The 14640-nt window shown below is 66.8% G+C and carries 17 protein-coding genes; 6 read left to right on the plus strand and 11 right to left on the minus strand.

Features of this window, described 5'->3' with window-relative positions; genetic code table 11:
* Positions 1–47 precede the first annotated feature (47 nt).
* The 3 genes from NS6_RS19810 to NS6_RS19820 all read left to right on the plus strand — a co-directional run bounded on the left by NS6_RS19810 (position 48) and on the right by NS6_RS19820 (position 1989).
* Positions 48–284 (plus strand): type II toxin-antitoxin system CcdA family antitoxin, encoded by a 237-nt coding sequence (locus NS6_RS19810; RefSeq protein ID WP_068043831.1) that lies wholly within the window; start codon positions 48–50, stop codon positions 282–284.
* Between the two features lie 97 nt (positions 285–381).
* Positions 382–1095, plus strand: coding sequence for a VIT1/CCC1 transporter family protein (locus tag NS6_RS19815; protein WP_068043833.1), 714 nt, complete (start codon positions 382–384; stop codon positions 1093–1095).
* Positions 1096–1179: 84 nt separating this feature from the next.
* Entirely contained in the window at positions 1180–1989 is an 810-nt protein-coding gene (locus tag NS6_RS19820) for a hypothetical protein (RefSeq protein WP_068043835.1), read from the plus strand.
* A 153-nt stretch (positions 1990–2142) separates the two neighbouring features.
* Here the strand turns inward: NS6_RS19820 and NS6_RS19825 are convergent, their stop codons facing one another.
* From NS6_RS19825 to NS6_RS19860, 8 genes are read right to left on the minus strand one after another with little or no spacing between them, the layout of a single operon-like run.
* Positions 2143–3099 (minus strand): MlaD family protein, encoded by a 957-nt coding sequence (locus NS6_RS19825; RefSeq protein WP_068043837.1) that lies wholly within the window; start codon positions 3097–3099, stop codon positions 2143–2145.
* Complete coding sequence (locus NS6_RS19830; protein WP_084471221.1) at positions 3096–4184, minus strand: MlaD family protein; 1089 nt, start codon at positions 4182–4184, stop codon at positions 3096–3098. The genes NS6_RS19825 and NS6_RS19830 overlap by 4 nt, the downstream gene beginning before the upstream one ends.
* Positions 4181–5281, minus strand: a complete 1101-nt coding sequence (locus NS6_RS19835) for an MlaD family protein (protein WP_068043989.1) — start codon at positions 5279–5281, stop codon at positions 4181–4183. Before NS6_RS19835 ends, NS6_RS19830 begins: the two co-directional genes overlap by 4 nt.
* The gene (locus tag NS6_RS19840) at positions 5281–6348 is read right to left on the minus strand and encodes an MCE family protein (protein WP_245669423.1); all 1068 of its coding nucleotides are present in this window, start codon (positions 6346–6348) and stop codon (positions 5281–5283) included. The genes NS6_RS19835 and NS6_RS19840 overlap by 1 nt, the downstream gene beginning before the upstream one ends.
* Positions 6336–7340, minus strand: a complete 1005-nt coding sequence (locus NS6_RS19845) for an MlaD family protein (RefSeq protein ID WP_068043841.1) — start codon at positions 7338–7340, stop codon at positions 6336–6338. Before NS6_RS19845 ends, NS6_RS19840 begins: the two co-directional genes overlap by 13 nt.
* Complete coding sequence (locus tag NS6_RS19850; RefSeq protein WP_068043843.1) at positions 7337–8341, minus strand: MlaD family protein; 1005 nt, start codon at positions 8339–8341, stop codon at positions 7337–7339. The genes NS6_RS19845 and NS6_RS19850 overlap by 4 nt, the downstream gene beginning before the upstream one ends.
* 6 nt (positions 8342–8347) lie before the next feature.
* The gene (locus NS6_RS19855; protein WP_068043845.1) at positions 8348–9214 is read right to left on the minus strand and encodes an MlaE family ABC transporter permease; all 867 of its coding nucleotides are present in this window, start codon (positions 9212–9214) and stop codon (positions 8348–8350) included.
* Positions 9214–10110: an ABC transporter permease gene (locus NS6_RS19860; RefSeq protein WP_084471222.1), complete on the minus strand. Its 897-nt coding sequence runs from the start codon at positions 10108–10110 to the stop codon at positions 9214–9216. Before NS6_RS19860 ends, NS6_RS19855 begins: the two co-directional genes overlap by 1 nt.
* 364 nt (positions 10111–10474) lie before the next feature.
* Between NS6_RS19860 and NS6_RS19865 the strand changes: the two genes are divergently transcribed.
* The 3 genes from NS6_RS19865 (at position 10475) to NS6_RS19875 (ending at position 12687) form a co-directional block, all read left to right on the plus strand.
* Complete coding sequence (locus tag NS6_RS19865) at positions 10475–11140, plus strand: phosphate signaling complex PhoU family protein (RefSeq protein WP_245669424.1); 666 nt, start codon at positions 10475–10477, stop codon at positions 11138–11140.
* A gap of 501 nt (positions 11141–11641) precedes the next feature.
* Positions 11642–12427 carry an HNH endonuclease family protein gene (locus tag NS6_RS19870; protein ID WP_068043849.1) on the plus strand — a complete coding sequence of 262 codons (786 nt, stop codon included), beginning with the start codon at positions 11642–11644 and terminating at the stop codon, positions 12425–12427.
* 35 nt (positions 12428–12462) lie between these two features.
* A complete protein-coding gene (locus NS6_RS19875) occupies positions 12463–12687 on the plus strand; it encodes a hypothetical protein (protein ID WP_084471223.1) in 225 nt (74 codons plus the stop codon).
* Between the two features lie 11 nt (positions 12688–12698).
* On the opposite strand, the gene NS6_RS19880 is transcribed toward NS6_RS19875, so the two are convergent.
* The 3 genes from NS6_RS19880 to NS6_RS19890 are packed head-to-tail and all read right to left on the minus strand — an operon-like array spanning position 12699 to position 14599.
* The gene (locus tag NS6_RS19880) at positions 12699–12971 is read right to left on the minus strand and encodes a hypothetical protein (protein ID WP_068043854.1); all 273 of its coding nucleotides are present in this window, start codon (positions 12969–12971) and stop codon (positions 12699–12701) included.
* Between the two features lie 60 nt (positions 12972–13031).
* Positions 13032–13412 (minus strand): hypothetical protein, encoded by a 381-nt coding sequence (locus tag NS6_RS35480; protein WP_068043856.1) that lies wholly within the window; start codon positions 13410–13412, stop codon positions 13032–13034.
* 5 nt (positions 13413–13417) lie between these two features.
* A complete protein-coding gene (locus NS6_RS19890; protein WP_068043859.1) occupies positions 13418–14599 on the minus strand; it encodes an FAD-dependent monooxygenase in 1182 nt (393 codons plus the stop codon).
* Between the last annotated feature and the right edge of the window lie 41 nt (positions 14600–14640).

Below are 14640 nucleotides of genomic sequence, written 5' to 3' on the forward strand. Positions count from 1 at the left end.
CTCGAGAGCAGGTTTCCCGAACCCGCATACCGCGACATGATCGCACTATGACATCGCCCCGGATAACCGTGACGCTCCCTTCGGCGCAGGTCGACGAGCTACGAAACATCACCGACAATGTGTCCGGCTACGTCGCGGCAGCTGTGGACCGGCAGATCCGGCACGACCTGCTGGCCGAAGACCTTCGCCGATACGAGGAGGAGCACGGCCTCTTCACCGACGAAGAGCTACGTTCGGCGCGAGCAGAACTCTACGGCGACGCCACGGACAGCACCGTGGCCTGAACGGGCCGATCGCCACGGTTGTCCTCGATTCCGAAGGTGATCCAGGTGGCTCTCGCGGGATCGCGCGTCAGCCGAACTTTTGTCATAGCCTTCAAGCATGACCGAGGCAGCGGAGGACCGGTATCTCCCACAAACAGGGTTCGCGGCCAAGCTCAATTGGCTGCGGGCCGGGGTGCTGGGCGCCAACGACGGGATCGTGTCGACCGCGGGCCTGGTGGTGGGTGTCGCGGCGGCTGCGTCCAGTACCAGCGCCATCGTCACCGCCGGAATCGCGGGGATCAGCGCGGGAGCCATATCCATGGCCGTCGGCGAGTACGTCTCGGTGAGCACTCAGCGTGATGCGGAGGCGGCCCTGCTCGCGCAGGAATACCGGGAACTGGAGGAGGACCCCGCAGACGAACTGGCCGAGCTCACCGCGATCTATCACGCGAAGGGCCTGTCCGCCGAGACCGCCCGGCAGGTGGCCGAGGAGCTGACCGCCTACGACGCGTTCGCCGCCCACGCCGAGGCCGAGCTCGGTTTGAATCCCGACGAGCTGACCAATCCGTGGCATGCGGCGTTCTCGTCGGCGGTGGCCTTCACCCTGGGTGCGCTGCTGCCACTGCTGGCGATCCTGCTGCCGCCTACCACGGCGCGGATCCCGGTCACCATGGTCGCGGTGCTGCTCGCGCTGGCGCTGACGGGTTCGGTGAGCGCCTGGCTCGGCGGCAGCAACCGGGTGCGGGCGGTGGCCCGCGTAGTGCTCGGCGGAGCGCTGGCCATGGCAGTCACCTACGGTATCGGGCAGCTGGCCGGTATCGCCGGCATTTGACAGGTATCCGAGATACGTTGCCCCGGTGCGGGTTTTATTTGAAGTGAACCAGCGACAATTCGCATATTTTGCTGTACTTGGCGGGTGAGTTCTCTGTTCGCCGTACTGCCGGCGGCCGCGCTCGATTCGGCCCAGCAGGCATACGAGCGGTATCTGTCCCTGGTAGAAGCACCCGAGCCCGGCCCACCGGAGCGGGCGGTGGGTGTGGTGTGCACCCTGATCCACCGCTCCGGAACAGGTTTGCGGGTCCACCGCCGCCCCGAGGCGCGCGGTGCGCTGCTGGAAGCCACCGTCCGGGACCGATTCGATTGCCTGCGCGCCCTGCTGGCGCTCACCGCCGACCGTGACCTGGCTGTCCTGGATGTCGCGACCCGCCGCCTCTACAATCCGCGCGGGGCCACCCGGATACAGGTAACCACAGGGAATTTCACCCTCCCCTACCTCACCGAGAGCATTCTCGACGAGATCCTGGAGACACCTCCGGACCCGCGCGACGCCGCCCTTCAGGTGACCCGCGCCCCGATGTGCCATATCCGGGCCCGCCGTCTGCCGGATGAGATCTTCGAACTCGAACACCGGGATCTCGATGCGTTCTTCCAGCTCTACACCGATAGCGCACCGCTGGTCCGCAAGACGATCTGGGCGTGGGCCATCCGCGACCCGTGGTGGCAGCAGGCCATTGCCTGGCAGCCTGTCGATACTGCCGGCGCGCGGCGTGGACGGCCGGTACCGGAGGACGATATCGACGCGGTGCTGGCCGAGTTACGTCAGATGGCCGACGAACCACCCCCGGAGCTCGGTGCCCTGGGACTGCTGTCCACTCTCGGAGATCTGGACAGCCGGACGCAGGCCATCCTCGACCGGCCGGAACCGGATGGCCCGGCACAGCAGTGATCCACCGGGCAGGCACAACGCGACCGGCCGCACAGTGCGATACCGGGCCACCGCTCGGAAAACGAACCCGCCGCAACGGGACCACGGTGCCCGAACCCGGGCGCTGTGGTGATTGCGCGGTGCGGTAGCGCCGGCGCGGCGAGCCGGCGCAAACTACCTCAGCCCGACTCGGACCTGCACGGAGTCCTCGTCGGTACTCGCCAGCGCCTGCTCGATCAAGCTACTGATGTTCACCTGCGGCGCAGTGTTGCCCAGACTCTCCGCGAGCGGAGCCAGACCGGGTTGCAGGGCGGCGAGTTCGGGGCCGATTTCGTCGAGTACGGTGCGCAGGCGCTCCAGTAGCGGGACGACCCCGCCGTCCGCCAGGTACTTCTCCGGCGACCCCTCGGCTCCGGTGACCCTGCCGACCGATTCCACGAAATCGTCGAGGACTTCGGCGAACCTGGTGAATTCGGTGGCGGCCGCAGAGGTGGCGGGTCCCGCCCATGCGGCGTCGGCGGCGGCGGTTTCGAAGTTGTCGAGCAATTCGGCGATCCGCGGTTCGCGGGACATGATGGCCGCGGCCAGCAGGTCGGCGGCGCGGGTGATTTCCGGGATCACCGCGTCGGTGCCGTGCAGGGCCTCGCTCATGGTGCGAACCAGCGAGCCCATCGTGGCCGGGTCGAGCTGGTTCATGGTCCGGGTCACCATACGGGCGGCCTCAGGGATGGACAGCGGGCTGTGAATATCTTCCGATTCCAGCCGCTGCCCGTCGGATATATAAGGCCCGGCACCGGTTTTCGGCGCGAACTGCACATAGGGTTCGCCGAGCGCGGACAGGTGCTCGATAGTGACGACGCTGTCGGCGGGCAGCCGGTGCGAATCCTGCACCCGGAAACCGACTTCCACGCCGCCGGCGACGCGGTCGACCGCGGTCACGCGGCCGACTTCGATACCGGTGAGCAGGACCGGTGAGCCGACGCCCAGACCGCCGGAATCCTCGAGGACCAGGGAGGCGTTCAGGTAGTCGCGGAACGGGTCGGCGCGCACCACACCGAAAGTCAGATAGCTCGCGCCGAGCACCGTAACGGCCGCGATACCGCCCAGCGACACCAATGGACCCAGTTTCATCGGACGGCTCCGATCATGCGCAGGGTTTCGATGATCCGGTTCACCTGATCGCCGGTGGACAGTCCCGGTGTGCGGACGGCACTGATATCGACCTTCGGGCCGTTCTCCACGAAGGGGATGATCTTGTCCCGTAGCAGCGCGACCAGCATGTTCAGATTCGAGGGTTGCCGCAGATCCAGCGGTCCCCCGGTGGCCAGCGGGACGAACGCCGCCGCGGCCGCACCTCCGGATTGCGCCAGCGGCGCCAGCCAGCTCAACGACTGTCCCACCGGGCCCAGGCCGCCGAAGATTTCGGTCACCCCGGCGATCGACGCCGTCGCGTCGTTCATCTGCTGCACCGATTCGGGACGCAGGATATTGTCCAGCTCGTCCTGGATCCCGTGCATGACCTCCGCGTTCTCGGCCACACCGTTGAGCAGCAGATCCACCTGGTCCAGATGTGCGGCCAAGTCCACCGCATCCGTGGCCAGCACCTGCGCGATCTGCTGGGTTTGCGCCGGGTCCTGCGGCAGCACCGAATTGATCCGGTGGACGATGTCCTGCAGATCCCCGACCGCGCCGCTGTTGACGAAGAAGGCGATCGCGGCCATCGTGTCCTCCAGTTGGACCGGTGGTTTCGTGCGGTCACGGGTGATGGTGTCTCCCGGGGACAGCAGTGTGTCGTAGCCGTCGGGCGGGGTGGTCAGCGCAACGTGGATATCGCCGAGCACGGTGTTCTGGCGCAGCTCCGCGATGGTGGTGGCCGGGAGTTCGACTTCGTCGCCGACCTCGATATCCACCACCACGTAGCCGGTGGCCGTCCCGTCGCCGGGCACCACCTCGACCTGTTCCACGTTGCCGACCTGCGCACCGTTGGCGATGACCTTCGCCCGCGCGGGCAGATTCAAGACATTGGCGAATTCGATACGCAGCGGATAACTCCCGCCGGTGACCGTGGCACCGGGAACCGGGATATCGGAGGGGTCGAATGCGCATCCGGAGACGGCCAGGGACGCGGCGAGTCCGCAGACCGCCAATCCGCGCCGCAGCCGGGTGCGATCGAAGGTGATGCGCCGCGCCGGATCGAAAAAAATTCTCGGTGTCATCGCGCACCCGCCGATCCCAGTACCAGCCGCACCAGATCCAGGTCCACCATGCCGTCGGCCGCCCCGGCGCAGCGGCCGGGCGAGAGCGCGTTCACCGCGGCGCACACTTGTTCCGCGTGCTGCTGCGGTATCGCGATCCGGGGCGGTGCATAGGTGAGGCCGGGCGCACCGGTCGCCGGATCGGCGACGGTGCGCAGCGCCGAGGTCAGTACCGGTGTGGTGGCGACGATCTCGCTCAGTGACCCCACGTTGGCGCGCAGTAGTTTCACCAGCGGCACCAGATTGTCCAGACCGGCCAGCAACGGGTCCGCCAGGATCACCGACAGATCGTTGAGCATCGGCAGGATTTCGTGCAGCCCGTCGAACAGCTCGATCCCCGGCGTGAGCAGCTCCGCATGCGACATCTCCAGTGTCGGCGCCAACCGGGTGAGCATGAGTTTCAGATCACCCCAGTGCTCGGCGACCTTGTTCGACACCGAGGCGTAGGCGTCGAAGATACCGGCCAGATGGGCGATATCGGCGTCCGGGGATTCCAGGACCCGGCCCAGCTGGTTGATGAGATCGTTGAGCTGCGGGCCGGTGCCGGCCGAGGCCGAATCCAGTGCGTCCAGGCCGCCCGCCAGTACATTCGGCCGGTTCTCGGTTCCGCCGATCTGATCGGAGAGCTCGGCCAGCGCGGTCACGGTCTGGGTGAGACTCTTCGGCGTCAGAGTGTTGGTGAGGCACTGCCCCGGATCGTGCTCGTCGGCGGTGTTCGCGCCCGGCAGCACCGCCAGTTCCCGGTCGGCGACCACGGTGTCCGACACGGTGGTAGCACCCGCGCCGGCGTACACCGGATGGTCGGCGTCGACCTCGAAATCGACGCGCACCTTCGCGCCGGCCGGCGCGATCCGGGTCACCGAACCGACCGTGATACCCCGCATCGACACCTGGTTGCCCTGGTACAGGCCGATACTGTCGGGCATGACAGCGCAATAAGCGCGGGTCTGTTTGAACGGTTCGACCGCGATCACATAGGCAGCGGACACCAGGAGCACCAGTACCACCGCTCCCGCGATCGACATCAGGGCCGGCGAGGCGAGTGCCCGTTTCAGCATCAGCACACCTTCCCGGGCAGCGGAACGCAGACAACGGCACCGGGATCCAGGCCGGGTGCGGTCACCGTGGTTCCCGACTGATCGACCTGCACACCGCCGGGCCCGGCCAGTTCGCGCAGTTTCGCACTCAGGCTCTGCGCCGCGTCGATCATCGGTTCCAGCTGGTTGCCGTACTCCTGGAGCCGCGGCAGAGCGTCGGCGAGCTGCTGCACCTTCGGTTTCAGTGTCTGATCCCAGCTCGGAGCCAGAGCCGTGACCCGCTGCACCACCGAGCTGAGCAAGCCCAGGGCCTGACGAAGTTCGGCGCGTTTGTCCAGCAGCACTGTCTCCATCAGAGTGACGTTGTCCATCAACCGGCCCAGATCGGTTTTCGCGCCGTCGTACATGGTCACGTATTCGTCGGCGGTCGCGATGGCGTTCGATACCTGGGTGCGCTGACGTTCGATGGCGTCGAGATAGCTGCCGACGGTGTCCAGCACGCTGCGCAGCGTTTCCGGTGCGCCGTCGATGGAGGTGTCGAGTGCGGCGAGGTTACGGCGCAGGGTGTCGCCGTCGGTTTCCCGCAGCGGCGCCGTGGCGTCCTGGAAGGTTTCCATCAGGCTGTACGGCAGGCGTACGCGGTCGGCGGGAATCGGGTGGTCGCCCAGTGGGGTGTCCCCGGCCGGGAACAGGGCGACGTAGTGGCCGCCGACCAGCGTGAGCATGCGGATATCCAGCGAACTCCGGTCGCCGACGAAAACATCGCGGTCCACGGTGAACCGCATCAGCACCCGATCCGGTTCCAGCTCGAGGGATTCCACCTCCCCCACCGGGACCCCGGCCAACCGGATATCGTCGCCGGCCCGCACCGACTGTGCCTCACTGAGTTCGGCGGTGTAGGTGTGCTTTCCCAGCGGGATCACATACAGCGCGCCGACCGCCACACCCAGCACCGCCACCGTGCAGATACCGGCGATCCCCAACCGCAGTTGTCTACGCAGATTCGTGGGTTCGTCGGTGATCGAGTGGTGCCGATCGAACCAGCGACCCGATGCCGACTTCAACCGGCCGAAGCTCATCCGTTGCATATCGCCACCTGCTGCCCACCGATCAGGACTCGCACCGGGGCCGGAACCTCGGCATCGCCCTTACTGCACTCCGGCCGGAAACCCGACGGGGTCCGCGGGAGCGCGGTATCCACCGCGGCCAGCAAACCGGGCAGCCGGCCGAACGTGTCGAGAGCCTGCTGCGGGTCCGGGAACAGGTTGCGGATCATCGCATCGATATCGGGGCCCATCTCCGGGCTCAGCCCCAGCGCGGCCAGCAGGCGATCCACCGGTTCCAGGACCGACGGCGCGCTCATCGCGAAATCCGCGAGCCCGCCGACATTGCGTTGCAGCGCCTCGAAGATATCGGTCAGCCGGGCCAGCAACGGCACCAGGTGATACAGCCGGCCGCCCACCCGTTCGGCGAGGTCGGACATGTTGCGCACCACGGTCCCGATGAGATGCTGGCGGTCCTCGACGTATTCGCTGAGTGTGCCGATAGCGTCCAGCGCCGGGCCGATTCCCGCGCCGTCGCCCTCGATCACCGCGAGCATGCTCTCGGTGAACTGGTTGATCGCTTCGGGCGACAAGGTCGCCAGGACCGGTTGCAGGCCGTTGAACAGGCTGGTCACGTCGAACGACGGAATGGTCTGCTGCGGCCCGATATCGGTGCCGCCGGCAAGCCGGGCCCCCGGGGCCGGCTGCTGCTGTAGGTCGATATAGCGCTGGCCGGTCAGATTCTGGTAGCGGATGGCGAGGATGCTGTTGTCGTAGACGGGAGTGTCGGTGGTGACGGTGAGCCGGATCTTCGCCCGGTCGCCATCCAGCGTCACGGCTTCGACTTTGCCGACCTGCACACCGAACATCCGCACATCGTCACCGGTTTTCAATCCGTTGGCGTCGGTGAACAGGGCGTGGTGGGTTTCGGTCTCGCCGTCCACCGGCCGTTCGATGGCCCCGATCACCAGGGCCAGCACCAACGCCATCACGCCGGCGAACAGGGCCAGCCGCCAGGCGGCGCGCCGCGCGGTCATCGCCGACCTCCCTCGACCCCGTCCACTTCGACCTCGAGGTCGAGCACCGGCCCGTCGGGCCCCTCCTTGAACGCGACCCCCAGCCGAGTGAGCAGGGTGCGCAGATCGGCGGCCGACTGCTGCGGGTCCGGCACGGCCAGGGCCAGCAGGTTCAGCGTGGGCGCGAGCATATCGGTGTATCCGGACAGCTGGCTCGCGCTGTTCATCGTGGCGGTCAGGGCGGGCAGGATATCGCCGGTCAGGGCCTTCACCCCGGCGTCGAAATCGGCCCGGTTCGTGCGCAGTACGTCGATATCCACGATCTGGTCCAGTACCTCGATGGTGGCGCCGGCGAACTGGCCGCCGCCCTCGAACGCCGGACCCAGCTGCCCCACCAGTTCGTTCGCCGGCATCGATTGGTGTTCGGCGATCACCCGGCCGGCCGTGATCAGCGCCTCCGCCAGCGGGGTGAACGCCTTGACATCCGCCGCGGCCTGGGAGATCACGCGCGCCATATCGGCGGTGAGCACGGTGCCGCTGGTCTGCGACATACTGCGCAGCAGGGCGCCCATGGTGGCGTCGTATACGTCGGCGGCCCGCCGGCCGGTCAGATCCACCACCGCACCGGAACGCAGCGGCGTACCACCGCCTCCGGGCCGTAGTTCGATCTCGCTGATACCGAAGAGGTTGGCCGGTGCGTAGTCCACCACCATGCTGTCGTCGATCCCGTGTAACCGGTTCTCGTCGAGAGAAAGGCTGATCCGCTGGGTGCCGCGGCCCGCCGGCGCGATATCGGTGACCTCCCCGACCTGCACGCCGTCCACCCGCACCAGCGTTCCGGTAACCACTCCGTCGCCGATCTGCTCGGTGCGCAACGCGACCCGCAGCCCGTCGTCGGAGGTGATCGACCGGTAGCCGTAGCCCGCGAGGGTGACGACCGTGAGCACCGCGACGACCAGTACGCCGACCCGCCGCGCACTACGCGGACCAGCGGCGACCCCGGGCATTCCGTACTTCGGCATCTGTCCCTATCCCGTGAAGCTGATCGCCGAGTCGAATCCCCACAGCACGATCGTCAGGACCATGTCGAGGGCGATGATGGCAACGAAACTGGCACGGACCGCACGGCCCGAGGCGATACCGACACCTTCGGGTCCACCGGTGGCGAAGAATCCGTAATAGCTGTGCACGCAGATCACCACGATGCCGAACACCGCGACCTTCACGGTGGCCGCGATGATGTCGAATCCCGCGATGAACTGGAAGAAGTAATGGTCGTAGACGCCGGCGGACTGCCCGTGTACCAGGGTGATCAGGCCGCGGCAGGCGAAGTAGGAGCCGATCAGCGCGATCAGGAAGGTCGGCACGATGGCAATGGCGCCGGCGATCACTCGGGTGGTCACCACGAACGGCACCGACCGCAGGCCCAGTGCCTCGATGGCATCGATCTCCTCGGAGATCCGCATCGATCCGATTTCCGCGGTGATCCGGCAGCCGGCCTGCGCGGCAAAACCCACTGCGGCGGCGATCGGCGCCAATTCACGTGTGGTCGCGAAGGCCGACACGATCCCGGTGACCGGCCCCATGCCGAGCATGTCGAGGGTGGCGAAGGATTCGACCCCGATCGACGCGCCGATCACGAGTCCCAGCACGATCATCATGGGCACCGTTCCGCCGCCGACGATGACCGAACCACGCCCCCACGTCATATTCGTGATGATCCGCAGTGTTTCGCCGCGGTAGCGGCGCAGTGCCAGCGGAATCGACGACAGCACCTGCCAGCAGAACACGGCGGCGAATCCCAGCGAATCCACCGCGCCCAGAATCCGGCTGCCGCGGCGGAAGTAGCGCGCGAGGAATCCGAGCCCCTTCGGGGCGTACGAGGTCGCGGCCATCACGCCAGCCTGGTGGGCAGGAACATGGCGGTCACCTGGGTCATGACCAGATTGACGATCACGATCGCGACGATCGAGAGGACCACTGCGGCGTTCACGGCATCGGCGACCCCGCGCGGCCCACCTTTTGCTTCCAGCCCGCGCTGGCAGGCGATGATCACCACGAGGAAGCCGAAGATCACCGCCTTGAGCAGCGAAACCCAGACATCGGCGGCGGTGGTGAACGATCCGAAAGCGGCCCAGTACGAGCCGGGTGTGACACCCTGACCGCCGATCGCCACCAGATAACCGGCGACGATCCCGACGAAGATCACCAGAATGTTCAGCAGCGGCGCGACCAGCAGCATCGCCACCATGCGCGGGATCACCAGCCGGTGCACCGGGCTGATCCCCATGGTGCTCAGGGCATCGATCTCCTCGCGGATCGTGCGGGCACCCAGATCGGCCGCGATCGCCGCCGCCCCGGCGCCGCCGAGCAGAAAGCCGGTGGCCAAGGGCGCGCCCTGTTTGATCACACCGAGGCCGCCGGTGGCACCGATCAGCGAATCGGCACCGAGGTTGTGGATCAGGTTGCCGACCTGAACGGACACGATCACGCCGAACGGCACCGCCATCAGGATGGCAGGCAACGCGGTGACCGTCACCAACCGCCATGCCTGCACCAGCATTTCCTGCCATTGGAAGTGGCCGCGGGCCAGGTCCGAGACCGCGCCGCCGACCGATTCCCGGGCCATTCCGACGCCCCGGCCGAAGGTCCTTACCGAGGACACGATGGTGCCCGAGAAGTTCTTACCGACGATTTCCCGCGCGGTTTCGGTGCGGCGGGTGGGTTGCGGTTCGGTGGAGCCGGAGGGCCGGTCCGTATCGATCGCCGCGGGTTGGCTCTCGGGAGTCATTGCCGAGATCCGTATACCGCCACGAGGGCACGCAATGTTGCGAAGTTCATGCGCTCAATCTCTCCGGTCCGGCATCGATGCCAATGGAGAGCAAGCTAATCGTTACGGGAGGTGACAAACAAATTTGCGGCAGTGTGACAGTGGACACGGAAAAATGCCGTTTCGCATGGCAGGTAATCGATTGTGTGTCGTGCCACTCGACACGACACACTGAATGAGAACAGGTTCTACCAGAATTTACACCCTGCAAACTCAGGCAATCACATACGCCGGTAATTCGCCCCGCACCCGCGCTCGGGCGGCCCCGGGAACCGATCGAGCGGAACATTCGACCGATACGCACACAATGGGCGACAATTCCCCCGTGCGAACTCAGTTCACCAACGAGCTCGTCGCGTTGACCGCGGATCTGACCCAGATGTGCCGCATCACCCACGAGGCGGCCGAACGTATGACCGCCGCCCTCGCCGGGGCAGACCTCACCGCGACCTACGAGGTCTTCGCCCTCGACGAACGCCTACAAACCATGCACGGCGCCTGCGAGGCCCGCACCGTCGTCCTACTGGCACTCCAGGCGCCGGTGGCGCGCGATCTGCGCCATGTTGTCACCGCCATCCAGATCGCCGGTGAATTGTCCCGGATCGGCCACCTTTTCAGCCGGGTTGCCGATCAGGTGTACCTGAGCCATCCCGAACCCGTCGCCGTCGCACCGATTCTCGACCCACTCTGCGCCATGGCGGAACTCGCCGCCGCGGCCACCGAACAGGCCGAGCGTGCGGTAACGAGCGGCCGGTCCAGCGTGGTCGACGAGGACGCCGCCGCGGCCATGCGGACACTGAACCGGAAGCTGCACACTGCACTCTCGAACACCGGCGATCCGACCGATACCGCCATCGCGCTCGCCCTGGCCGGACACCGGCTGGCGAGTAGCCTGGAGCACACCGACCGAATAGCGCGATTGATCCATTTCCTCGATACCGGCATCCCGCCGACCGCCCAGATCATCCCCGACGACGAGGCAGCGAGCTGAACCGAGCGGTAACCCACCCCCGGTTGGCTCCCAAACTTGGGAATTCCCTATGCTTTTCACGAACCACCGGCCGGTGCACACCAGCCTTCGGTGATTTACCACCACATCACACCACAAAACAGCCGGAAACCTTCCGGCCCACAGACGTCACGACGAGCACATCCGGTGCGCCGGCGACCACGGGGCTCCCCCTCATCAAGCCCCGCGGGCGGCGGCGCGGTACCCGGTCCGGACAACCGGGCCGCGAATCGCACCGGGACGCAAGCTCTCGTTCGTGACAGGCCCACTCCCGAGTCGGCGCCGGCACGGCGACTCGGGGGTGGTGCCGTGGATAGGCTATGCCGAATCTCACACCCGAGAGTAGCTTCAGGTTAGCTGGGCGAGGGGGTAGCTTGACGCTCGGCACATCCCGGCACCTCGGCAAGGAATTTCGTTGAAGCCCACAACATATGAACAATCGGGCGTTTCGCCCATCGGCGCCCGATTCGCGGAGGTGGCACGGTGAAATCGCTGCTGTCCGCACTGCCCGCCCCGGTTCGCAGATTCGCGACCGTCGCGGTACCGATCCTGATCGTGATCATCCTGGCCGGCGGCTATTTCCTCGAAGGACGCGACAGCACAACCGATCCCGCCGCCGGCGCGGCGGACGCCCCGAGCGCCGCGGCCGCCGACGTACAGTCCGCATTGGACCGTCTCCCCGTCGAGACCGAGGCCGCTATGGCCGGCTACAGCCGGGAGAAGTTCCCGCACTGGGACAACGCCGACGCCGAACACGGTTTCGGCACCGAATTCGCCCAGTACAGCAAATGCACCACCCGCGAGGTGATGATGCTGCGCGACGCCACCGGCGAGGTGACCCTGGACCCGAAGACCTGCGATCTGAAAATCGGCAAGGGCGGCGGCTGGCAGGACACCTACGGCGTCATGGATGCCAAGACCGGACAGCTGAAACCGTACAAATTCATCACCGAATCATCCGGTGTGGACGCTGAACATATCGTCCCACTCGCCGAAGCCTGGCGGTCCGGCGCCAAGGGCCTGGACACCGATACCCGGCGCCGCATCGCCAACGACGCGCAGAATCTCATCGCCTCCGATCCCTCCGCGAACCGCTCCAAAGGCGATCAGGACCCTGCCGACTATCTGCCGCCGGGAAGTTTCCGGTGTGGATATATCTCGCACTACGTGCAGGTCAAGCTAAAGTACGGACTGAGCGTCGACAAGGACGAGCAGACCGCACTCCGCACCGCCGTGGACGATTGCGTAGAACGAGGTGAGTTCAAATAGCCGAAGTCATCGAGTTGCCGAGTAAGACATCGGTCATGACCCGGGAAGCCGGGACGATATCCGGTGCCCTGGATATCACCCTCGACCCCGGCGGTTACGGTCTGGTCCGCTACCGCGAAACCGAGCAGTGGTACACGATCGGCAATCTCGATGACACCCCACCGCGCACCTGGAATTCGTGCACCGAACTGGCGGACGCGATCGCGAAAACCAGCGGGACCCGCGACGCCGCGGGCAACACGGTTCCGTTCGAGTGCTGAGGCGGCGGAGGTCATTCCCCTCCGCCGCCACCTCCACCCCCACCACAGCCGCTGCTTCCGCTGCAGCCACCGCCCCCGCCACCGACGAACCAGGAGCCGGCGCCCGCGCCCGCCGACCACTTCTTGGCGCGCAACGGCGCCCGGTTCCGCCGATATCTGCGCACCGCGGCCGTAATCGCCAGCACCACCGACACCACGAGAAGCCATGCCCCCGTGGCCGGGCCGACGGTATCCATCAGGATGAAGCCCATCAAGGCGGTGGCCACCACCAGAAGAACGAGCACGGTACCTCCCCGGAAAGAACGGCCCCTCGTAGAGAGATTAGTCGGTACCGACGGCGAAAGTCATTCCCCGCCACCTCCGCCGCCCCCACCACCACACCCCGCGCCCCATCTGCGGCCGCTGTCTCCGCCGCCGACGTCGCCGGCGAACCAGGAGCCGGCGCCCGCACCGCCCGCGAACGCCGACCACGACCTGGCCCGCCGGGACCTGCGGCGGGGCCGATACCGGCCCACGGCAGCCACCACCAGCATCGCGGCGACCGCGAACAGGCCGAGGCTCGCAGCGAATCCGAAGATTTCCCGAACAAGTAGCCCCAGCCCCAGCAATACAGCTGCCAAAGCCGTCCGGACGAGCACGGCACCTCCCCGAATCCACAGCGTATTGCAGTCGATCCAACGTATCGCCACGATCTGACCGGACCCGCCGATACCTGCGGTACGCACGATGTCTACACGTGTGCCTCCCAATCGATGCGGTAGCGCTGTTCGGTGCCGGCCAATTTCTCCGGGTTCATCGTCCGGGCCATGATCGGCATGATGAGCTGCATCATCTTGCGTGCGACGGGTCCGGGGGTCTTGCTGTGGTTGATCTTGGCGGCGCGAGCTGCCACCCCTTCCACCCGGGAGCGGCGTAACCGCTCGTAGGTCGCGAAAGCGGTGTCGGGATCGGGTAGATCGCGTAGGCAGCGGGCCAGCTGGATGGCGCTCTCGATCGCGAGCGAAGCGCCCTGCCCGGAACTGTTGGACGGAGCGTGCACCGCATCGCCGATCAACACCATGCGGTCCCGGTACCAGTGCGGTACGGGCGGCATGATGTGCAGCGCACCGGTGATTTCCAGCTGTTCCGGAGTGGTCGCCCGGGCGAGCGGGCCGCCCGGATGGTCCTCGCCGTAGGTGTCACGCAGGATCTCCAGCCAACGCTCCGGTGCGGTATCGCGCGCCTCGGTCAGCGAAAGATATTCCGCGCTCGGCAGATTCGCGCCCCAGCCGATGCGGCCGTCACCGAGCGGCCAATACAGGTAATAGGCACGTTTCCCGTAGGCGAAGACGATCGTTTCCGCCGGTGTCGCGATATCGCATCCGACCGTGGCACCGAAACCGAGCATCCCGGTGAAATCCGGGCCCGGGGCGGAGGGGTCGATCAGGCGGCGCACGGTGGACCGGATTCCGTCGGCCCCGACCAGTACGTCGGCGGTGGCGGTACTGCCGTCGGCGAACCGCGCGGTGACCCCCTCCGCTGTGTGGTCGGCCGCCACCAGGCGTTTGCCGTATTCGACCGGAACCCCGGCCGCCGCGGCCCGGTCGTGCAGCACCCGATGCAGTTCACCGCGATCGACCAACTGCAGTGGCGGCTGGTCCGGGAGGCTGGGTGCGGGCAGCAGTTTGCCGCCGACCGACAGGCACATCCGGGGTACCGGCACGGCGATATCGCGAACCGCGTCGCCGGCACCGATCACGTCCAGCGCGGCCACACCGTTGGGCGCCAGGGCCAGCCCGCTGCCGATCGTGAAGGCCGGCCCCGGATAGGACTCGTAGACATGGGCGTCGATGCCCGCTTTGCGCAGTGCGGTGGCCGCCACCGGCCCCGCAATCCCACCGCCGATCACCAGGGCGGTTTCTGTTCTGGACACAGGAGTACTCCTCGAGAGATGCAGAGTCGCCGGCACCGCCC

The sequence above is a fragment of the Nocardia speluncae NBRC 108251 genome (genome assembly GCF_001613245.1).
Lineage (GTDB): Bacteria > Actinomycetota > Actinomycetes > Mycobacteriales > Mycobacteriaceae > Nocardia > Nocardia speluncae.

Excerpts from the sequence above, each read along its gene's own strand:
- NS6_RS19810 (WP_068043831.1), top strand. The coding sequence starts at position 48 with ATGACATCGCCCCGGATAACCGTGACGCTCCCTTCGGCGCAGGTCGAC.
- NS6_RS19815 (WP_068043833.1), top strand. The coding sequence starts at position 382 with ATGACCGAGGCAGCGGAGGACCGGTATCTCCCACAAACAGGGTTCGCG.
- NS6_RS19825 (WP_068043837.1), bottom strand. The coding sequence starts at position 3,099 with ATGAAACTGGGTCCATTGGTGTCGCTGGGCGGTATCGCGGCCGTTACG.
- NS6_RS19830 (WP_084471221.1), bottom strand. The coding sequence starts at position 4,184 with ATGACACCGAGAATTTTTTTCGATCCGGCGCGGCGCATCACCTTCGAT.
- NS6_RS19835 (WP_068043989.1), bottom strand. The coding sequence starts at position 5,281 with ATGCTGAAACGGGCACTCGCCTCGCCGGCCCTGATGTCGATCGCGGGA.
- NS6_RS19840 (WP_245669423.1), bottom strand. The coding sequence starts at position 6,348 with ATGCAACGGATGAGCTTCGGCCGGTTGAAGTCGGCATCGGGTCGCTGG.
- NS6_RS19845 (WP_068043841.1), bottom strand. The coding sequence starts at position 7,340 with ATGACCGCGCGGCGCGCCGCCTGGCGGCTGGCCCTGTTCGCCGGCGTG.
- NS6_RS19850 (WP_068043843.1), bottom strand. The coding sequence starts at position 8,341 with ATGCCGAAGTACGGAATGCCCGGGGTCGCCGCTGGTCCGCGTAGTGCG.
- NS6_RS19855 (WP_068043845.1), bottom strand. The coding sequence starts at position 9,214 with ATGGCCGCGACCTCGTACGCCCCGAAGGGGCTCGGATTCCTCGCGCGC.
- NS6_RS19860 (WP_084471222.1), bottom strand. The coding sequence starts at position 10,110 with ATGACTCCCGAGAGCCAACCCGCGGCGATCGATACGGACCGGCCCTCC.
- NS6_RS19875 (WP_084471223.1), top strand. The coding sequence starts at position 12,463 with ATGACCCGGGAAGCCGGGACGATATCCGGTGCCCTGGATATCACCCTC.